Raw genomic sequence first — 20,376 nt, forward strand, 5'->3', positions numbered from 1 at the left:
GCAAATGTAGATAAATTTACCGCTGTAAGATAAATTATTTTCCAGTTGGATCTAGACTGTGTGTAGCGATCTTTTCTATATTTACTGGGACTTTTACTATGTCACCTGATATATCTTTGATCTCTCTAAACTGAGCTGCATTTATACTAAAAGCAGCCATCAATGCCACTAAGGCAGTAAAAAATTTTTTCTCTTTTTCTTTATTTTTATAATTTAAGAACTTTATCGGATATAAGAATGGCTAAATTTTTAAAATTTATAAGAAAAATTTCCCTATCCATACAAAATGGAAGGGAAATTTATGTAAGAGTTAAATTGCTTATTTCTCAAAAGCTTTTTGTAAGCTAAATGGAAATGCCTGATAGCCCATCGCATTTGTCATTTTTATCTCGATGCCAGGCTCTTTTGCACCCCACTCAAACTCATCTATATGTGGGCTAGGAAGTCCTACTGGGCGACCTTTGGCGATATCAAACTGCATGCCAGCAACGGCTGAATATACCATGATGCTATCAAGGTCGTCTTGATACTGTGTAAGGCTGGTGACCGAGCTATACCACTCTTTACCACGTTCTTTGCCGTATTCCCAGACTTGCTCGACCGTCTTTTTGTTTTCATCTATTTTATAAACAACTGCACGAGAGTATTTCATTCCTGCCATTGCGGGCTGCTCCATTCCTCTTGTGTCTCCGTTGTCAAAGACAGTGAGATAAATTTCGCCTTTTTTAGACTTGCTATCTATCCTAAATGCCGTGTGCTGTGTCCACTGCCAGTCAAAGCCACCTTTGTCGCTCTCGTATCCTGGGCATTTTGAATACTCATCTTCGCAGACTATTTTGTTGCCTTTGCTATCAACTGGCTGAAGGAGTTTGTCTTTAAATTTATCGCTCCAACCCTTGTGAGCGCCCATGATCCATTTTACTTGTTTATCGCGGCCGATCTTGATAACTGCGTCTTGGTGGCGGCTTGAGATGATGATGCTATCATCGCTTGGGTCATAATCCACGCTATTTACGTGCGCCCAGTTGCGTCCCGGACCAGCGCCAACTATGTCGCCCCATTTATCGTGCGTATCCATAGACTGAAGCTCATCAGAACTTGCTGTGTGACCTGCTTTTTTAGCGTCTATGTTTAAGCAAACTGCGCCTTGATCAAGTGTTTTTAGCACGATATCGCGGTAAGGATCGAGAATTTCATATAGTCTAAAGTCATCAACTACGTTGCCATCTCTGTCAAGCTCAACGATAACGTCACGTACTGTTCTTACGTTTTTACCGTCAGCTCTTTTATAATCAGCATTTGCTACGCGCAAGAAGTAGTGTCCATTTTGCGCTACGTCCATTGAGTGAGAGAAGTCGTTGTAGCTAGCTGGTAGCTCGCGGTTAAAAATTTCTCTACCCATGATGTCGTATTTTGCGTATCTTTGGCCATATCCCCAAGTCATAGCGCCGTCGTCATTTTGCTTAAAACCCATCATTACGCCAGCGTGAAATGGCTGTTTAAGATCGTAAATTTTACTTGGCTCAAGGTACCATCTAACCTCGCCTTTTGTATCAAGGATGAAGTTATTTGGGCTGTAGTTCCACTCGATCGCACCGCCAGCTGGGTTGTTCCAAACGACTTTTGTGCCCTTGCCAGTTTTATTTACAAAGTTATTTACGTAGTAGAGGCGGTTAGCAAATTTAGCACTCGCAGGCTTAGTAACCTCGATCTTATCAAATAGCGCACCCTTTTGATTTGGTGTACCTGAGCTTTCTAGGTAGATAGCTGGGGCGTAAATTTTATAGCTCTCTTTTATGTGCTCGGTCTTACCTTTGTAGCTCTTGTCGTACTCGACCTCAACGGTGTTTTGATAGTCAGGATACATGCCAAAAACAGGTATGCCACCATGTGTGCGAAGATGCTTGTCAGCCACTTTGTAGCTTATCACCTGACCGCCTTGTTTTGGTACGATGGTTACTTTGGCATTGCTTAGTGTATAGCCACCATTTTTGATGACTGCTGTAAGTGGGGCAGTATCATATGGATTTACCACTACTTCGCCGATTTGCCCAGTGATAGCGTAGTCAAGTTTAGCTCCGCTTGGACCGCCTATCGCAAAAGCGCTTGAGCAAAGCACAGAAGCTAGCGCAACACAACTCAAAGTCTTTTTCATAACATCTCCTTTGGATAAATTTTATAAACTCTACTCATAAAGCTTATAAAATTTAGAAAAAGCCTTGGAATGCCCAAGGCTTAAAATAGGTAAAAGGAGTAATAAAAAATATTGCGTCCTTCGTAATTGTAATAAAACCTTATAACATAAAAATCACGATAAACTTTATAATGGCTTAAAATCTAAATTTATATTAAAAATTTTTGCCTTTTTGGATATTAAGCTAGCATTTACGCTTTAGCACTTATAATCAGCCCCAAACAATGGAGTAAAACTTATGACACTAACTTACAATGCAAAGAAAATTTATGAAATTTGGTTTGACTCAAAAAGTGAGCTTGAAGAGAGCAATGCTAGCTTTTTAGAGGATTATTTAAATTTTTTAGGCGATATTGGTGAAGTGATAAATATTGATGAAAAAACAAGACTTTCGGTTATCATCGCCTCTCTTTGCGTGAGTAAAGGCGCAAAAAGCTCATTTAAAAGCTTTATTAGGGCTGCTTTAAATGTGGGCATATCAGCAAAAGAGATAAGAGAAATTTTATATCAAGCAGTGCCTTATGCTGGGCTTGGCAAGGTAGAAGATTGTATATTTTTAGCTGATGAAATTTTTAATGAGCGCTATATAGAGCCTGAAAATATGCCTAAAAAATCAAGAGAGGGCAGAGGTGAACGAGGCCTTGAGATACAAAGAAAACTTTTCCCAGCGGTTGATAAATTTATCGCATCAATGCCAAATGATCAAAAACATGTAATGGAGTTTTTATCGCAAAACTGCTTTGGCGATTTTTATGCAAGAGATGGACTTAGCTTAGAGCTTAGAGAGCTTTTGACATTTGTCTATATCACGACTCTTGGCTTTGCAAAGCCACAGCTTTTAGGGCACATTGCTGCAAATTTTGGCATCGGCAACGATAGAGCTAAACTAATAAGCGTTGTTACGACACTTATACCATTTATAGGCTATCCAAGTGCTTTAAACGCATTATCAGCAATAAATGAGATAAGTTCTAGTAAAAATTAAATTTTTAATCAATACAATATCTTATAAATTTCAGCTAAAATTTATTCTAGCGTTAAATTTGTGGTTGAGCTTGGTTGTAGAATAACTCAAAATAAATCATCAAAAGGAGATTATCATGAGTTTTCTATCTAAATTTAGCAAGGCTATCTTTGCAGTTACAGTAGCTGGAGCGATCAGTGCTAGTGCATTTAGCGAGGGCGAGGACTATGTCAAGCTTGAAAAGCCACTAAGCGCGGGACAAAATACGCTAGTTAAAATTTTTAGCTACGCTTGCCCATTTTGCTATAAGTACGACAAGAGCGTCACTCCAAAGGTAGTTGAGAAAATCCCTGGCCTAAAATATGAGCCATTTCACCTAAAGACAAAGGGCGATTATGGCGAGGTTGCGAGCAAGGTCTTTGCCGTACTTATCGTCATGGACGAGGCAAAAGGGGTGAGCTTGTTTGATGAAAATTCGCTATTTAAAAAGGCTAAATTTGCCTACTACAAGGCTTATCACGACAAAAAAGAGCGCTGGAGCGATGGCAAAGACGCTGAGGGCTTTTTAAAGACTGGGCTTGATGCAGCTGGCGTTAGCAAGGCTGATTATGAAAAAGAGCTAGCTAATCCAAAAGTGACTGAGCTGCTTAAAAAGTGGGATGAGAGCTACGATGTGGCTAAAATTCAAGGCGTACCAGCATTTGTCGTAAATGGCAAATATCTCATCATGACAAAATCAATAAGCTCGCTTGACGGCATGGCAGCACTCATCGAAGAGCTTCTTAAAAAATAAGGCGCCACATGAGCTTTTTTAAAAAAATGGCTAAATTTCAAGACTCACGCATCTCTTGGGCGATCTTAGTCTTTGTAAGCGTCGCGCTTGTCGTTATCGCGCACTCGCTCTTTCAAAACTACGCTTATATGCCGCCTTGCGAGCAGTGCGTCTATATACGTTTTGCCTTTTTGTGTATGGTGCTTGGCGGTGTGATCGCTATCATAAACCCAAAAAATTTGCTATTTGCTCTAGTTGGCTACGTATTTGCCTTTTGGGGAGCGGTGCAGGGCATAATGTATAGCGTAAAGCTAGCCAAAATCCACGATGCGGTGCATGGCGATGATCCTTTTGGTGTGCAGGGCTGCTCGACTGAGCCACACTATCCATTTGGTTTGCCGCTTGAGAAGTGGGCGCCTGACTGGTTTATGCCAACAGGAGACTGCGGATATGACAGCCCTATGGTGCCTGATGGCGTGGTGCTAAGTGATTTGCAAAAGAGCATAGTTGATCTTTATGCCGACGGCTGGTATCTTGTGCCATCATCTAAATTTATGTCGATGGCTGATTGTACGCTACTTGGGTTTGGCGTTTGTTTTGTAGTGCTTGCACTTATGCTCGTTTCAAAGCTTTTATCCTTTTTAAAATGAATTTAGTTAGCCCAAATTTGGGCTAACTTAGGATATACTGCACGCATGGGTATTAATTTAAAATCACAAAATATTAAAATCTACGCCATCATCTTGCTTGCTAGCCTTTTTGTAATACTTCTTGGGCTAAATATTTATAGCAATGCAAAAGAGAAAATCATAGAGCTATCTGATAAAAATAACATAGCAGTTAGCAAAAATATCGTAAATAACTTTCAAATTTGGCTTGATGAGCGGATAAATTCGCTCATTCGTGCGTCAAAATTTATACAAAATGCAGACATCGTAGATGACGATGAAAAGATAGCTGGCTTTATAAAGCTCTTTAAACAAAACGCGAAAGAATTTGATCTAATGCAGCTTTTAAGGGATGATGGAGAAATTTTTGTAGATGGAGAGAAAATTTTAGAAGAAGTTATGCCAAAGAGCGAAAGAGCAGGGCTTATCTGGTATGTGGAGACAAAAAATACAAATGCCCCAAGCGTAAATTTCATGCAAAAACATAAAATTTTAAAAGGCTCAACTCTAAATTTATGCGTTCCAGTCACAAAACAAGCGAAATTTAAAGCAGCACTTTGTGGAGTCGTGCGTATAGAAAATATCTTTAATAGCATTAAAAATTTTAGTCTTGCGCCAAATTCTTACTCATTTTTGGTGACTCATAGCGGTGAAATTTTAACATCGATACCTGATCTTGCTTTAAAAAAAGAGATCGAGGAGAAATTTAAAGAGTTGTTTTTAAAAGATGAAGACATTACAAGCTTAAAAATAGGACAAAATTTAATCCAAGTAGCTGAGATACCAACGATAAATTGGTTCATAGGAGCTGGTACAAATAATGAAGAGGAAATTTCAGCTTTAACAAAAGAAGCTTTAAAAAATGCTCTAAGCTTACTCTTTGCCTTTGTTGCGCTCACATTTTTGGCAAATATTCTTCATAATTTTATGTATAACAAGATAAAAAAGATACAAGATGAGTATGAGACATTGCTGACTCATAGAGCTAAAATGAGTGAGGCTGGCGAGCTAATAAGTGGTATCAATCATCAATTTATTCAGCCTGTAAATTCGCTAAAACTAATGCTAAGCTCGTGCATAATGCTAAAAAAAGAAGGCAAACTAAGCGACGAGGAGCTAATAAATTTACTTGAAAAAGGGCAAAGCTCGGTCAAACTTCTTTCAAGTACTATTGAAATTTTTAGAAATTTTTACAAAAGCGCTGAAAATGTGAGCGAATTTGAGGTGCAAACAAGCGTTAAAAACCTAATAACTCTCATGCACACAGAGCTAAGCCGTGCAAATGTTAGTGTAAAATTTAGTGGTTTTAATGAACAAAAAGTTCGTCAGATAGAAAATATAATCCAACAAATTTTACTAATCCTAATACACAACGCAAAAGATTCACTTGTCGAAAGCTACAAAGATGAGCCACTAAAACGTATCATCGAGATAAAATTTAGAAGCTTTGAAGATAAGTGCTACGTTGGAGTTTATGACAATGGAAATGGTGTAAGCGAGCAAATGAGCGAGAAAATTTTTACTTGGCTAAATACCACCAAAAAGCAAGGAAATGGCATAGGACTTTATTTTGCTAAAAAGCTAGCGCAAGAAAAGCTAAATGGTGACGTAAGGCTCGTAAATAACGCAAAGCCAACGGTGTTTGAGCTAAGTTTTGATATAAATTTAAAGGACTAAAATGCAAGAAGTCTTAGAAATTTTAAAAAAGACGTCCGTCTTGGTAGTCGAAGATGACGATATGGCAAGAGAGCTTATTATTAGTGGGCTTAAACCTTATTGCGAGCAGGTAATTGGTGCTTGTAATGGACAAGATGGCGTGGAGAAATTTAAAAAGCAAGGTTTTGATATTGTGATGAGCGATATTCACATGCCAGTGCTTAATGGCTTTGAAATGATGAATGAGATGAAGCGCACAAAACCGCACCAAAAATTTATCGTCTTTACCTCTTATGATAGCGATGAAAATTTGATAAAAAGCATGGAAGAAGGGGCGATGCTTTTTTTAAAAAAGCCTATTGATATGAAGGATCTTAGGGCAATGCTTATTAGTTTAAGTTTTGAACGAGATGAAAAGCTGGTTTATTTAAGCGATGAGGTGAGTATAAATTTAAAAAGAGAGAAAATTTATAAAAACGGTATTGAAATTTATCTTAGCTTTTTGCAAAATAAGATATTTTGGCTCTTTGCTTATAATCTAAATAAGCTAGTTACTTATGAGATGATAGAAGAATTTGTCTATGAAAGCGATGTTAGCAAGGCGGCTATCCAAAATGTGATACTTCGCCTAAAACGTGAGCTTGGTGTGAAATTTAAAAACATCAGCGAGAGTGGATATATTTTAATCACAAAATCTGAATGATTTAGAATTATCACTACCTTGTACCATAGTACAATATACAAAAGTAATTAAATATACTAAAATACCGACAAATAAAAATAAGGAATAAAGATGGCAGCAGTAGCTGGTATAGTTAAAAGTGTTTCATCTGATGTTATAGCGATAGACCAAAATGATCATGTAAGAGTTTTAGATGTAAATGATAAAGTATTTATCGGAGAGGCTATAAAGGGCGAGAGCGAAAGCTCAAGCATTACAATCACTGCAAATGATGGACAAGATATATCAATAAACGGATACGATACTCTTTGGCTAGACAGTAGCGTAGTAAGCGATGATATTGGTGAGTCTAGCATAGATACTGACGCATTGTTTAAAGCGCTTCTTGGCAATGATTATGTATCGATTTTAGATCATATAAATGAAAAAGTAGATGATATCCTTAGTGCAACCAATTTAGAGCAAGAAGAGTCAAATGATGAGGCTAGCGTAAATATTAGTCTTAATGAAATAGATCCAAATTTAGCAAATGAGCATGGATTAAGAGAAGATGATCTTTTAGCTAAAATGAATGAACATAAAGAGAGCGATAAGCAGATAGATCCTAGCTTTGAGCATACAAATCTTAACGCAACTACGATATATATAGATATCGATAACGACTTAAATAAACTTTCATAAATTTGAGCTTTTTGCTCAAATTTCTTCTGTTTTAAAAAACTCAAATTTATCTAATATCCTCTATAATAAGCCAAAAATTTCAAAGGAAAACGATGAAAAAAATTCTAATCATCGCAGGCTCTTGTAATAGTGGCACAGCTGGACTTCAAGCAGATATAAAAACATGTGCTAGGCTTAATTGTTATAGTGCAACAGCGGTAACTTCTTTGGTCGCTGAGACTACGGATGCCGTAAAAAGCGTGGTTTGCTTAGAGCCTAGTTTTGTCAAAGATCAGCTAAATACGCTTGCGGAAGAATTTAGCTTTGATGCGATTAAGATAGGTATGTTATTTAGCGAAGAGATTATGGAAGTGGTGCGTGAGTTTTTACTAACTCAAAACACTAAAGTAGTGCTTGATCCAGTTTGCGTCTCAAAAAGCGGACACAAGCTTATAAAAGATAGTGCGGTGACAAAGCTAAAAGAGCTAATGAGCTTAGCTACGGTAACTACTCCAAATTTAGATGAGGCAAATGTGCTTTTTGGCGATGATTATAAAGATTTGCCTTGTGACATCATCGTAAAGAAACATATCAGCGAAGATAGCAGTATAGACACACTTTATAAAAAAGATGGCTCGCTAAGAAATTTTAAAACCCCACTTGCTAATCCGCTTGTAATGAGTGGAACTGGTTGTAGCTTCTCAACTGCACTTGCTTGCTTTTTAGCAAAGGGCAAGAGCTTAGAGGAGTCTATACAACTTTCAAAAGAGTATATTTGCTCTATCATAAAAGAGAGCATCGATACAAAACTTGGCAAAAATCGCTTACTTTGGCATGGAGCGAAGTAAAATTTATCCCTCTGATCTTTGCACGGCAGCTGAGTGAGTGATGATGTCGTGCAGATTTAGTTTATCTTTTCTAAAGAAACAAAGGCAAAGTCCAAGTATGCTAAAGCCAGCAAAGGCAAAGCAAATTTGGCGCAAGATGGTGTGAAAAAAGCTTAGTTTTCTACCGGTTTTTAGGTTTATTAGATAAATTTCTTGTGCTTTGTAGCCCGGAGTTTGTGCTTTTATGCTAAAAAAAAGGCACATTATAAGTGAGATTAGGCTATTTGCACCAAAAATGGCAATTTGGTTGTGCAAAAATGCCTCTTTGCCATTAAGCACAAGATATGTTGTCGCATAAAATATCGGCATACCGATGATAAAAAGATCGATGATAAAGGCCTTTGCTCTAGCCCAAATAGGTGCGATTTTTGCCTTTTGCTTTGCCAACTCAATTTCCTGTATTTATGTAGATACGGCTAAATTTCTCCCAGTCATATAGATAGACTAGGTTGTCACTCTCGCCGCTATCATGCGTGACGCAGAGCATAGTAGAGGCACGTGAGACCTTGCACCAGTGATTATAGAAATCAAGTTTTTTGATATCGCTTTCTAGTACACCAAAACAGCCTATATATTCATAAATGCTAAGATCAAAAAAGCTCTTATTTTCGGTCCTTAGCAAGCGTTTTTTGCTATTTTCTTGCATTAAACTAGCTCTACGCCTTTGCCATTTACTACTTCGCCGATCACGTAGCCATCGCTACTAGCTAGGACAGCATCTACGTTTTCTTTTGGCACAACTAATATCATGCCAACACCCATGTTAAAGGTTCTCATCATCTCGCTATCTTCTACTTTTTGAGCGATGATTTTAAAAATTTCAGGCGTTTTTATAACGCTTTTTTGTACTTTTGCACCAAGTCCAGCAGGGAAGACGCGAGGTAGGTTTTCAACTATGCCACCACCTGTTATATGCGCCATTGCTGTGATCTTGTCTTTTAAACTTAAAAAGTCGCTCACATAAATTCTTGTTGGCTCAAGAAGCACGTCGATGAGCTCGCGATCGCCTACTTTTTCATCAAATTTTAGTCCAAGCTCGCTTACTACTTTTCTCGCAAGAGAGAAGCCATTTGAGTGCAGGCCACTACTTGGAAGTGCGACTAAAACGTCACCAGATTTTACAAATTTACTCCTGTCTATCTCGTCAGCCTCAGCGATACCCACGGCAAATCCAGCAAGATCGAAGTCGCCCTTTTCATACATCGACGGCATCTCGGCTGTCTCACCGCCGATCAGCGCGCACTGTGCCTTTTTGCAGCCATTTGCGATGCTTTTTACCACCTCTTTGGCACTTTCTATCTCAAGCTTTGCAGTCGCGTAGTAGTCTAGGAAAAAGAGCGGTGTAGCGAAGTTACAGATGAGGTCATTTACGCACATTGCAACTAGATCCTCGCCCACGCCGTCAAATTTCTTAGCGTCGATAGCTAGGCGAAGCTTTGTGCCAACGCCATCAGTTGCACCTAAAATGGCAGGATTTTTATATCCACTTGGTAGTCTGACCGCTCCTGAAAATGACCCAATGCCGCCTATAACGTTTGGTGTTTGCGTAGATTTTACGAAAGGCTTTATCGCCTCAACAAAGCTATTTCCAGCATCTATATCCACTCCAGCATCTTTATAGCTTATCATCTTTGCCCTTTTTGTAAATTTTTAAAACTTTAGCCAAAAGTTGCTAAAATTGTCATCAATTTTCAAAAATGGAGTGAGTTTGCAGAAATTTCCAAACGCTTATGTCATTACAGGCTCTATTGCTAGCGGCAAAAGCACGGTTGTAAATTTACTAAAAGAGCGAGGTTTTAGCGTGATAGATGCGGACCTCATCGCTCACGAGCAGCTTGAAATTTGTAAATGTGAGATAGTGGAATTTTTTGGAGAGCAAATTTTAGATGAAGCTGGCAAGATCGATCGTCAAAAACTTGGTGTCATTGTTTTTAATGATCCAAAAAAATTAAAAATTTTAGAGCAAATTTTGCATCCAAAGATAAAGGAAGAAATTTTATCTCGCGCTACGAAGCTTGAGTGCTTGGGGCAGGTTTATTTTGTAGATATCCCTTTATTTTTTGAAAAAGAGGATCGCTACGCTGAGTTTAAAAATGTAGCCGTGGTCTACGCACCAAAAGAGCTTTTGCTAAGCCGCCTAATGAGCAGAAACGGTCTAAATTTAGAGGATGCAAAAGCAAGAGTGGAGCTTCAGATAGATATTGAGCAAAAGCGAAAAAAAGCAAATTTTATCATAGATAATAGTGGTGATAAAGAAAATTTAGAGCAAGAACTAGAGAAATTTCTAAGGCAAATTTATGGCTGAGCTTATATAAATTTGGCAAAAAGTAGAGCAATTTTAAAGGAAAAATAATGCAAGTTTCAAAGTACAACGCTAGTGGCAATGATTTTGTCATATTTCATACATTTTTGAACAAAGATAGAAGCGAGCTAGCAAGGCAAATTTGCAGCCGAACAAACGGCGTGGGAGCTGATGGGCTAATAGTACTTTTGCCTTACGAAAAGGGCGTGAAATGGGAGTTTTACAACAGCGATGGAAGCTACGCTGCGATGTGTGGCAATGGCTCGCGCGCGGCTGCTAGATATGCCTATCTAAACGACCTTGTAAGTTCAAGCGAATTTGCTCTGCTAACTGGCAGTGGCGAGGTGATGGCAAGCGTGAAAAACGAGTGCGTCGAGGTCGTGCTAACAAGCCCAAAAATTATGAGCGAACCGATAAATGAAAACGGCAAAACTTGGTATTTTTACGATACTGGCGTGCCTCATCTTGTAAATTTCACGCAAAATTTAGATGAATTTGACGTCAAAGAGTGCAGGGCGCTTCGTCAAAAATACAATGCAAATGTAAATTTAGCCAAATTTGAGGGCGAAGTTTTAAAGGTTAGAACCTACGAAAGGGGCGTGGAGGACGAGACGCTAGCTTGTGGCACTGGCATGGCAGCTTGCTTTTACGGCGCTACTTTAAATTTAAACGCAGCGCAAAGCCTAAAAGTCTATCCAAAAAGCGGCGAAGAGCTTGGTCTTAGGCTAGAAAATGGCAAAATCTTATTTAGCGGAGCGGTGAAACACTGCTTTGATACGAGTATCGAAATTTAGCTTTTAGGGTGAGTTTTATACTTGCTCTTGACTAGGTTGGCCAGTAACGGTAAGCAAATTTTTCAAATTTATATTACTAAATTTGCGCTTAGCTGATGAAGTAAAATTTTATATGTGGTTTTAATTTGAAATTTGAATACAAAATAACTAAGTTAAAATCTCGAAAAATAAATTTTAATAAAAATTTGAATAGAAATTTAAAAAAAAGAAGATCTCCGCCGAAGCGGAGAAAAGGTGTTATTTCAAAGCATCTTTTGCTTGTTTTGCAAGTGCCGCAAATGCCTTCGCGTCATTCATAGCTAGATCAGCTAAAATTTTTCTATCAAGTTCGATCTTAGCTTTGTTTAAGCCGTTGATAAATCTTGAATAGCTAATGTCGTTTAGTCTGCAAGCTGCATTGATACGAACGATCCATAAACGTCTAAAATCACGTTTTTTCTGGCGTCTGTCGCGGTATGCATAAACTAAACTTCTCTCTAGTTGCTCTTTAGCTTTTCTAAAGTGTTTATGTCTAGCACTAAAAAAGCCACGTGCTAGCTTTAAAACTTTCTTATGGCGTCTTCTTCTAACTACGCCTGTTTTTACTCTTGCCATATTTATCCTTTTACAAATTGGCGCTCACAAAGTGAGTCTTGCCCCTAAATTTGGGGGAGTTTGAATGACTTTTTGTCAAAAACTTAATTCCACGCTGCTTATACGCCGAGCATTTTGCGAACGGCTGGGACATTTGTGCTGTCCACGTATTGTGGGCCACGCAAATCTCTCATACGCTTACTAGGTTTTTTTGTTAAGATATGGCTTCTAAATGCAGAGCCTCTTTTTATCTTATTTTTACCTATTTTAAAGCGCTTAGCAGCACCGCGAACGGTTTTCATCTTTGGCATGCTAATCCTTTTTGAAATTTTATACGCAAGTGCGTAAGATTTGGATTATAGCGAAAAATCCTTTAGAAAATTTAAATTTCACTTAGACAAAATTTGCAATAAATTTACATTTAACTTAAAAAAGTTTTAAAATTTATAATTAAATTATTAAATTTGGCATATAATCACATATAAGAAATTTATTTTACTAAAGGAGTAAAAATGAAAGGGAAAATTCTTGCATCAATCGTCGCTATGAGTGCGATTTTAGGCACAAGTAGCTTGGCATGCACTACCATTTTAGTAGGAGATAAAGCCTCAAATGACGGCTCTATGCTAGTGGCTAGGAGCGCTGATAGCAAGGCTATAAAGGCTCAAGTCTTTTTGATACATCCAGCTACGAAAAACCAAACTGGCATGCACAGCTCAAAGGCACATGACGGCGCAAATGACTTTACATATCCGCTCCCAAAAGATGGCATGAGATACACAACTATCGCAAACTCACACACAAAACTTCACGGAGCAGTCGGCTACAACGAGGCTGGCGTTGGACTAAGCGGCACTGAGACCATCTACGCAAAAGATGAGCTTTTAAAAGTTGATCCATACAACGAAGAGACTGGCATCACCGAGGACGACATCCCAGACGTGCTTTTGCCGCGCATCAAAAGCGCAAAAGAGGGCGTTAAGCTTCTTGGTGAGATAGTTGAGACAAAAGGCGCTGGCGAGGGCTTTGGCGTGGTATTTGTCGATGCAAACGATCTTTGGTACTTTGAAACTGGCACAGGCCATAAGTGGATCGCTTCAAAGATCCCACAAGATGAGTACTTTGTCACTGCAAACCAAGGCAGACTTCACGCTTATAAAGAGAATGATCCAAATTTCATGGGAGCAAAAGATGTCATCAAATTTGCGATCGATAATAAGACTTATGATCCTGCGAAAGATGGAGAATTTAACTTCACAAAGGCTTATACAAGGGACGATGAGAGGGATGTGACTTACAACTACCCACGTGTTTGCTGGGTGCAAAGCATGTTTAACCCAAGCTTAAAACAAGACTTCGCCGATGGTCAGAAATTTCCAGTATTTTTAAAACCAGAGAAAAAACTAGGCGTTGAAGACCTAAAAGCTGCGATGAGAGCTCACTACAACGGCACTGCGTTTGATAACTACGCTAGCAAAGATGAAGATAAGAAAAACATCTACCGCGCCATAAGCGTCTTTAGAACATACGAGTCTCACGTCATGCAGGTGCGCCCATGGCTGCCAAAAGAGATCGGCCGCGTGACTTACGTCGCTCTTGGTATGGCTGATCTTAGCGTTTATTTGCCGTATTACGAGGGACTTGATGGCTTTATAAAAGGTTACACTGATGGCTCATACGATGCTGATGATACTTCGATTTACTGGGTTTATAGAAAGCTTCAAACCCTTGTGATGACTGATTATGAGAAGTATTCGCCAGTGGTAAAAGAGGCCTACGCTAAATTTGAAAAAGAGTTGGCGGTAAAACAGGCTAAATTTGAAGATGAGTACGTCAAACTTTACAAAAAAGATAAGAAAAAAGCAGACAAACTCTTAAATGAATTTAGCCAAAAGACTATGCAAGAGGCTAAAGATCTAACACAGGAGCTTACAAACAAAGTCTTTACGATGCTTACAGCTGATATGGATGCTAAGCTAAAATCTCTAAATAAAGGCAAAAAAGACTAAAAATTCTGGGCGTGAAATTTAGTAGCGCCCAAATTTAAACAAAAATTTGGCAAAGAGCGTTTATAATGCGGCAAAAATTCACTACAAAGGAAAAACGCTGATGCCTTGTCCCATGCATAAAGCTCGTTAATCTCGGCAAAAAACATATCAGCGATTTTCAAAAAACACGCAAATTTTTAAATGATTTTACATTTTTTCACATTGAGATAAATCCATTTTTGCTAGCAGGTCCGCTGCATTGTAACTGCATTTTTAATAGCAAAGCTAAGCAATGCCTGAAATTTGGCAAGGACCTTTTTAGTAGGGTTTTTTATAAATTTTACTTTAGTTTAAGAAGAAGTGGGTGTCATCCACCACATGTGGGGTAATCCAGACTTGTGCGCAGCACAACAACATTGAACGTGCTGGGGGTTTGGGTCGCAGGGATAAGGGGGCGGTTTCGTAATTCTAGCCCCCTTGTACCTGCATAAAAATATTCAAGGTTGCTGTGCATGGCACAGTTTTATAGTAGTCCGCAGAGCGAATTTTCGTCTGCAAATTTAAATTTAAAAAGGATAAAAATGATAAAAAATTATGTTTTAGGTTTTCCAAGAATCGGAGAGAAAAGAGAGTTAAAGCGCGCATTAGAGGGCTTTTGGGCTGGTAAAGAGGGCTTTAGTGAAGAGAATTTGCAAGAGACTGCAAAGACGCTTCGTCAAAGACACTGGAAATATCAACAAGACGCTGGCATTTCGGCTATTAGCGTTAATGATTTTTCATTTTATGACCTAATGCTTGATAACATCATCGCTTTTGGCGCTACGCCTCCAAGATTTGCAAATTTAAGCGGCTTGGAGCAATATTTTGCTTGCTCAAGAGGCAATAAAAATGGCGTTGCGATGGAGATGACAAAGTGGTTTAACACAAACTACCACTACATCGTGCCAGAGCTTAGCAGCGAGAGCAAATTTAGCCTAAAAGCGGACAAAATTTTAAATGAATACAAAGAGGCGAAGGCTAACGGCGTAAAAGGCAAGGTAAATTTGATCGGCCCTATCACGTTCTTGGCTCTTTCAAAGACGACTGACGGCAGCTGCCCATTTAAGCACCTTGACGCAATTGTAGGCGAATACAAAAAGCTACTTGAGCAAATTTCTAAGCTTGATGATGAAATTTTAGTGCAGTTTGACGAGCCGATCTTTGTAACAGACAAAAACGAAAGCGATCTTTTGCCACTTATCACAAAGGTTTATAACGAGCTAACAGGCGTCGCAAACAACATCAAGATCGTGTTTGCGACATATTTTGAGCATGCGATCAAGGCAGTTAGCGAAGTGGCTAAAACTAAAATTTACGGCATCGCACTTGACTTCATCCACGGCAAGAGAAATTTCGAGGCACTTGAGACTATCAAAAACAGCCATTTGACGCTATTTGCAGGTGTGATCGACGGCAGAAATATCTGGAAAAGCAACATCGATGATAAGGTAAAACTTGTTCGTGAAATTTCAGAAAAAATAGGCGGCAAAGACTTTTATATCGGCACTTCATGCTCGCTTCTTCACGTACCATACACTCTAAAATATGAAGAGAATTTAAACCCTGAGATCAAAAGCTGGCTAAGCTTTGCGGTCGAGAAGCTTGATGAGATCAAGATCATCACAAAACTAGCAAACGGCGAGAAGCTTGATGAGACTGAGGCTAAAATTTACGAAGAGAACAAAAATGCTGTTAAAACTCGCGCCACTTCAAAGCTCATCCACTCTGAAAGCGTTCAAAAACGCATTAAAAATTTAAGCAAATTTGAGCGCGATGAGAAATTTGAAGACCGTATCAAAATTCAACGCGAAACACTAAAATACGGCATCTTGCCAACAACAACGATAGGTAGCTTCCCTCAAACGGTTGATCTTCGCGTACTTCGTCAAAATTTCAAAAAAGGCGAGATCGACGCAGCTGCTTATGAAGCAGGCATCAAAAAATACATCGATCACTGCGTGAAATTCCAAGAAGATATCGGCCTAGATGTGCTAGTACACGGCGAGCCAGAGAGAAACGACATGGTTGAGTACTTTGGCGAGCAGATCAGCGGATATGCATTTAGCCAAAATGGCTGGGTACAAAGCTATGGTAGCCGCTGCGTTAAGCCACCACTTCTCTTTGGTGACGTAAGCCGCCCAGAGCCGATGACTGTTAAGTGGATGAAATATGCTCAAAGTATCACAAAACACGTAATGAAGGGCATGCTAACAGGTCCTGTGACTATGCTAAACTGGAGCTTTGTGCGTGACGATCTTCCAAGAAGCGAGGTAGCAAAACAGCTCGCACTTTGCATCTACGACGAGATCGCAGACCTTCAAAATGCAGGCATCAGAGTGATCCAAGTCGATGAGGCAGCGTTTAAAGAGGGCTATCCGCTAAGAGCTGAAAATATCCCAGCTTATGAGAAATTTGCGGTTGATTGCTTCAAGCTTTCAGTAAGCTCGGCTGAAGCAAAAACTCAGATCCACACGCATATGTGCTACTCTGAATTTAATGATATCATAAAGACCATTGAGGCTATGGACGCTGATGTTATCAGTATCGAGACTGCAAGAAGTGGCAACGAGCTACTTAAAATTTTCAAAGCCGTTGGCTATAAACAAGAGGTCGGACCTGGCGTTTACGACATCCACAGCCCACGCGTGCCAAGTGTCGAGGAGATCGTCGCTCAGATCAAAGCTCTGCTTGAAGTCTTGCCAAAAGAGCAACTCTGGATTAACCCAGACTGCGGCCTAAAAACTAGAAAATGGGAAGAGGTTGAGCCAAGCCTTAAAAACATGGTAGAAGCTGTCAAGATCGTAAGAGGTCTATAATACAAATTTTTAGCGTCTAGCAAGCCTAGGCGCTAAACTCCATTTAAATTTCAAAAAAGTTAGAAAATGTTAAAAGATAAGATCATAAACAATGAAAGTGGCATAGTGCTTTACGGACTAACGCCGCCGAAGGCTGAATTTGACGAGGCAAAACTTAAAGAGATCGCTGCAAAATGGGACAAGAGGATTATAGATGTGCAGGCTGATGGCTTGGTGCTTTACGAGATCCAAGATGAAAGTAGCCGCATAAAAAGCGAGCGAACTTTTGAATTTAGCGATACATTAAGCCCTGAAATTTACTACTCAAAATACCTAAATTTAAAGACACCAAGCATCTTTTATAGGGTCGCGAACAAATATAATGAGAGTGAATTTAGAGCAAATTTAGCCAAAAGTAGTAGCGATATAAATGTTTTTGTCGGCGTTGCTTCTGGCAAGATAGAGCTTAAAATGAGCTTAGAGCGTGCTTATGAGATCGCTAGAGATGAGTTTAAAGAGCTTGTAGTGGGCGGTGTTTGCATAGCTGAGAGGCATGCTAAAAAAGGCGATGAAGAGCAAAGGATGAGCCAAAAGGCCAAAATGGGGGCAAAATTTTTCATCTCGCAGGCGGTTTTTGATATAAATTTGGCTAAAAATTTACTAACAAGCGTGGCAAAAAGCGGGTTAAATTTGCCTATTATTTTGACATTTACCACTTGTGGCACGCCAAAAACGCTAGAGTTTATCAAGTGGCTTGGAATAAGCGTTGATGAAAAGAGCGAAAAAAGGATGCTTGGGAGTGATGATTTTTTAGCTACAGCATCGCAAATTTGCCTTGAAAATTTTGCAGAGCTTTATGAATTTGCTAAAAAGCTTGGCATAAATGTCGGTGTCAATATAGAGAGCATAATGGCAAAAAAAGCTGAGATAGAAGCGAGCCTAGAACTAACGCATAAGATGAGAGAGGTGTTTTTGATTTGTTAAGAGCTGCTAAAATTTAACTGACTTAAAGCCTCGCTCTATCTTACTATCCAGCGTCTTGCACGTTTTAGATAGTAGAAATTTTTGCTCTTATCTCTCACGAGCGATCTTATGCGTTCTTGTTTTTGCGTTGATCTAAAATTCTCTAGTGTATTAATTCTCTTAAAAACACTAGGGCGTTTTTGCTCCGAAAAAGCATGATTGGGGAGATATTTTGACTATTTCTTATAAATTTAACTAGATCGAGGTTTAATTTTTCATATCTATTACTACTCTCAAAGACGCCGATAACTTCGTTAACTCTTTTTAGCTGGAACATCCTAAACCCTAGCAGTAAAGCGATCTATTTTAGGATAACATTTTGCTCAAGGTTACTTGAGAGTGGCAAGACCTTTTTTATCAATCTGCCATCCCACCAACAGTTTTTGTATTATTCTTATTAGCCTTTTTTAAAAAATTCCTATTCCTTTTTTATAGGTTTGCATTCATCTTTGAAGAATTTTTTCTTAGCATAGATCTTTTGCTCCAGCATCTTATTTTTATAAATTTTTATATATCGGCTTTTAGTATTCAAGATAATTTCCAAAGCTAGCACCATGTCCTACATCATAGTGGCAGCTTACACATTTTAGCTCTTTAGGGGTGCCAAGAGGTTTTTGTGGCGATAACTTGTGAGTTGCAGATATTGACTAGGTAGTTTTCATCTTTACCGATAACTGCGAAGCAAGCGTCAGCTAATTCTAAATTTATTCATTACATTTACTGCTTATAAATAAATTTAATTACCAAGGAATTAAGCTAAATAAAATAGAAAATAAAATATAATCCCAAATCTTTGGTCCCGTAGCTCAGTTGGTAGAGCACTACCTTGACATGGTAGTGGTCGATGGTTCGAGTCCATTCGGGGCCACCACTTCTAACAAAACATCCCAAACAAGAGATTTAAAAATTAATTATTAGTAAATTTTTTAAAGATATGGTAAAGATTTATTTCAAATAATCTTTCACATCATACTCTTTGCCAGCATCGTGATCTTTTAAAAGCTTTGCCACGATAGGGCTTAAAATGATGATGGCAATTAAATTTGGTACGACCATCAAGCCATTAAACATATCTGCTAGGCTCCAGACAAAATCAACCTTTTGCAAGCTTCCCAAAAATACAAAAACGACTACTAAAATCTGAAAAGCTCTGACCGCTTTTGCCCCAAGAAGGTATCTCACGTTGATCTCAGCAAAATAGTACCATCCCAGAATCGTTGTAAATGCAAAGAAAAATAGGCAGATCGCTACAAAGCTATAACCGCCAGTTTTGCCAAATATGTGCGACGAAAAGGCCTCTTGCACCAAGGTGATACCTGTAAAGACTGCCTTGCCGTTTTCAAAGCTGACGACATTTGCAGTAAGCACCACAAAAACGGTGATATTTAGCACGATAAAAGTATCCACAAAAACGCTCATTATACCAAGTACGGCTTGATCGACTGGGTGTTTGACGTTTGCAGCAGCGTGTGCGTGCGGAGTTGAGCCCATGCCAGCCTCGTTACTAAAAAGACCCCTTGCTATACCGTATCTCATAGCAGCTGCGATGCTAGCTCCAGTCGCCCCACCCCAAGCCGCTGAAGGATCAAATGCGGCTCTAAAAATGAGCGAGACTGCTTCTGGAATTTGCTGGAAATTTAAAAATATGATAGTTAGTCCTACACCTACGTAAAGTAGAGCCATGATAGGCACGATCTTTTCAGCTACTCTTGCGATCGCTTTTACGCCACCTATGAAGATGATTGCACAAACTATCGCCAAAAAGGCACCAGTTAGCCACTGTGGTATACCAAAAGCACCACTAAAGCCATCTGATATGGAGTTTGCTTGAACCATGTTGCCAATAAAACCAAGTGCAATGATGATAGCGATAGCGAAAAATCCAGCTAAAATTTTTGCCAATTTACCTTTTAAACCTCGGCTTATGTAAAATGCTGGTCCGCCTATTGTATGACCGCTGTCATCTTTTGTGCGGTAAATTTGAGCGAGGCAAATTTCAGCAAAATTTGTAGCCATGCCTAAAAATGCGGCACACCACATCCAAAATATAGCCCCAGGTCCTCCCATGATAAGAGCCGTCGTTGCGCCCACTAGATTGCCAGTACCTACTTGTGCGGCGATAGCAGTTGCGACTGCTTGAAACTGACTCATGCCGGCCTTGCCAGCCGCTTCGCCGTGGAGTGAGAAATTTCCAAAAAGCTCTTTTAGCCCCATTTTAAACTTAAAAATTTGAACAAAGCCAAGCCTAATGGTAAAAAAGAGTCCAGTGCCGCAAAGTAGGGCGATAAGGAAGTATGGGCCCCAGAGAAATGAATTTATACTTTCGACACAATTATTTAAAATTTCAGCAAAATTTGTAGGCATTTTTTAACTTTCGTG

20 protein-coding genes and 1 tRNA gene are annotated in these 20,376 nt (G+C 39.1%); 13 read left to right on the plus strand and 8 right to left on the minus strand.

Annotation, left to right across the window (positions count from 1 at the left end):
* Nucleotides 1–34 precede the first annotated feature (34 nt).
* A complete protein-coding gene (locus tag CYP64_RS10235) occupies nucleotides 35–160 on the minus strand; it encodes a hypothetical protein (protein WP_258032905.1) in 126 nt (41 codons plus the stop codon).
* 159 nt (nucleotides 161–319) lie between these two features.
* Nucleotides 320–2,155: an aryl-sulfate sulfotransferase gene (locus tag CYP64_RS02560; protein ID WP_103648563.1), complete on the minus strand. Its 1,836-nt coding sequence runs from the start codon at nucleotides 2,153–2,155 to the stop codon at nucleotides 320–322.
* Nucleotides 2,156–2,432: 277 nt separating this feature from the next.
* On the opposite strand from CYP64_RS02560, the gene CYP64_RS02565 reads away from it, so the two are divergent.
* The 7 genes from CYP64_RS02565 to CYP64_RS02595 all read left to right on the plus strand — a co-directional run bounded on the left by CYP64_RS02565 (nucleotide 2,433) and on the right by CYP64_RS02595 (nucleotide 8,444).
* A complete protein-coding gene (locus CYP64_RS02565; protein ID WP_103648564.1) occupies nucleotides 2,433–3,179 on the plus strand; it encodes a carboxymuconolactone decarboxylase family protein in 747 nt (248 codons plus the stop codon).
* 115 nt (nucleotides 3,180–3,294) lie between these two features.
* A complete protein-coding gene (locus CYP64_RS02570; RefSeq protein WP_103648565.1) occupies nucleotides 3,295–3,951 on the plus strand; it encodes a thiol:disulfide interchange protein DsbA/DsbL in 657 nt (218 codons plus the stop codon).
* Nucleotides 3,952–3,959: 8 nt separating this feature from the next.
* Nucleotides 3,960–4,580 (plus strand): protein-disulfide oxidoreductase DsbI, encoded by a 621-nt coding sequence (dsbI, locus tag CYP64_RS02575; RefSeq protein WP_103648566.1) that lies wholly within the window; start codon nucleotides 3,960–3,962, stop codon nucleotides 4,578–4,580.
* Between the two features lie 45 nt (nucleotides 4,581–4,625).
* Nucleotides 4,626–6,275 carry a sensor histidine kinase gene (locus CYP64_RS02580; RefSeq protein WP_103648567.1) on the plus strand — a complete coding sequence of 550 codons (1,650 nt, stop codon included), beginning with the start codon at nucleotides 4,626–4,628 and terminating at the stop codon, nucleotides 6,273–6,275.
* Nucleotide 6,276: 1 nt separating this feature from the next.
* Complete coding sequence (locus CYP64_RS02585) at nucleotides 6,277–6,957, plus strand: response regulator transcription factor (protein WP_021090255.1); 681 nt, start codon at nucleotides 6,277–6,279, stop codon at nucleotides 6,955–6,957.
* Nucleotides 6,958–7,047: 90 nt separating this feature from the next.
* On the plus strand, nucleotides 7,048–7,617 hold the full coding sequence (locus CYP64_RS02590; RefSeq protein WP_103648568.1) for a hypothetical protein: 570 nt from the start codon (nucleotides 7,048–7,050) through the stop codon (nucleotides 7,615–7,617).
* 92 nt (nucleotides 7,618–7,709) lie between these two features.
* Nucleotides 7,710–8,444: a hydroxymethylpyrimidine/phosphomethylpyrimidine kinase gene (locus CYP64_RS02595; RefSeq protein ID WP_103648569.1), complete on the plus strand. Its 735-nt coding sequence runs from the start codon at nucleotides 7,710–7,712 to the stop codon at nucleotides 8,442–8,444.
* A gap of 3 nt (nucleotides 8,445–8,447) precedes the next feature.
* Here the strand turns inward: CYP64_RS02595 and CYP64_RS02600 are convergent, their stop codons facing one another.
* Genes CYP64_RS02600 through purM form a run of 3 tightly spaced genes read right to left on the minus strand, consistent with a single transcriptional unit; the run spans nucleotide 8,448 to nucleotide 10,112 of the window.
* Nucleotides 8,448–8,870 carry an RDD family protein gene (locus CYP64_RS02600; protein WP_103648570.1) on the minus strand — a complete coding sequence of 141 codons (423 nt, stop codon included), beginning with the start codon at nucleotides 8,868–8,870 and terminating at the stop codon, nucleotides 8,448–8,450.
* Between the two features lies 1 nt (nucleotide 8,871).
* Nucleotides 8,872–9,129 (minus strand): hypothetical protein, encoded by a 258-nt coding sequence (locus CYP64_RS02605; protein ID WP_103648571.1) that lies wholly within the window; start codon nucleotides 9,127–9,129, stop codon nucleotides 8,872–8,874.
* Nucleotides 9,129–10,112 (minus strand): phosphoribosylformylglycinamidine cyclo-ligase, encoded by a 984-nt coding sequence (gene purM / locus CYP64_RS02610; RefSeq protein WP_103648572.1) that lies wholly within the window; start codon nucleotides 10,110–10,112, stop codon nucleotides 9,129–9,131. Before purM ends, CYP64_RS02605 begins: the two co-directional genes overlap by 1 nt.
* A gap of 79 nt (nucleotides 10,113–10,191) precedes the next feature.
* On the opposite strand from purM, the gene coaE reads away from it, so the two are divergent.
* The gene (coaE, locus tag CYP64_RS02615) at nucleotides 10,192–10,788 is read left to right on the plus strand and encodes a dephospho-CoA kinase (protein WP_103648573.1); all 597 of its coding nucleotides are present in this window, start codon (nucleotides 10,192–10,194) and stop codon (nucleotides 10,786–10,788) included.
* Between the two features lie 47 nt (nucleotides 10,789–10,835).
* On the plus strand, nucleotides 10,836–11,579 hold the full coding sequence (gene dapF, locus CYP64_RS02620; protein WP_103648574.1) for a diaminopimelate epimerase: 744 nt from the start codon (nucleotides 10,836–10,838) through the stop codon (nucleotides 11,577–11,579).
* A gap of 237 nt (nucleotides 11,580–11,816) precedes the next feature.
* On the opposite strand, the gene rplT is transcribed toward dapF, so the two are convergent.
* Complete coding sequence (gene rplT / locus CYP64_RS02625) at nucleotides 11,817–12,173, minus strand: 50S ribosomal protein L20 (RefSeq protein ID WP_004317321.1); 357 nt, start codon at nucleotides 12,171–12,173, stop codon at nucleotides 11,817–11,819.
* Nucleotides 12,174–12,271: 98 nt separating this feature from the next.
* Nucleotides 12,272–12,463: a 50S ribosomal protein L35 gene (gene rpmI / locus CYP64_RS02630; protein WP_103648575.1), complete on the minus strand. Its 192-nt coding sequence runs from the start codon at nucleotides 12,461–12,463 to the stop codon at nucleotides 12,272–12,274.
* 201 nt (nucleotides 12,464–12,664) lie between these two features.
* Here rpmI and CYP64_RS02635 point away from each other — a divergent pair, with 201 nt between their 5' ends.
* The 4 genes from CYP64_RS02635 (at nucleotide 12,665) to CYP64_RS02660 (ending at nucleotide 18,868) form a co-directional block, all read left to right on the plus strand.
* On the plus strand, nucleotides 12,665–14,161 hold the full coding sequence (locus CYP64_RS02635) for a C69 family dipeptidase (protein WP_103648576.1): 1,497 nt from the start codon (nucleotides 12,665–12,667) through the stop codon (nucleotides 14,159–14,161).
* A gap of 560 nt (nucleotides 14,162–14,721) precedes the next feature.
* Nucleotides 14,722–16,995: a 5-methyltetrahydropteroyltriglutamate--homocysteine S-methyltransferase gene (gene metE, locus CYP64_RS02645; RefSeq protein ID WP_103648624.1), complete on the plus strand. Its 2,274-nt coding sequence runs from the start codon at nucleotides 14,722–14,724 to the stop codon at nucleotides 16,993–16,995.
* Between the two features lie 66 nt (nucleotides 16,996–17,061).
* Entirely contained in the window at nucleotides 17,062–17,958 is an 897-nt protein-coding gene (locus CYP64_RS02650; RefSeq protein WP_103648577.1) for a DNA-binding protein, read from the plus strand.
* Nucleotides 17,959–18,792: 834 nt separating this feature from the next.
* Nucleotides 18,793–18,868 (plus strand) — tRNA-Val (locus CYP64_RS02660).
* A gap of 74 nt (nucleotides 18,869–18,942) precedes the next feature.
* Here CYP64_RS02660 and CYP64_RS02665 read toward each other — a convergent pair.
* A complete protein-coding gene (locus CYP64_RS02665; RefSeq protein WP_103648578.1) occupies nucleotides 18,943–20,361 on the minus strand; it encodes an alanine/glycine:cation symporter family protein in 1,419 nt (472 codons plus the stop codon).
* Nucleotides 20,362–20,376 lie beyond the last annotated feature (15 nt).

The sequence above is a fragment of the Campylobacter concisus genome, from assembly GCF_002913945.1.
Lineage (GTDB): Bacteria > Campylobacterota > Campylobacteria > Campylobacterales > Campylobacteraceae > Campylobacter_A > Campylobacter_A concisus_P.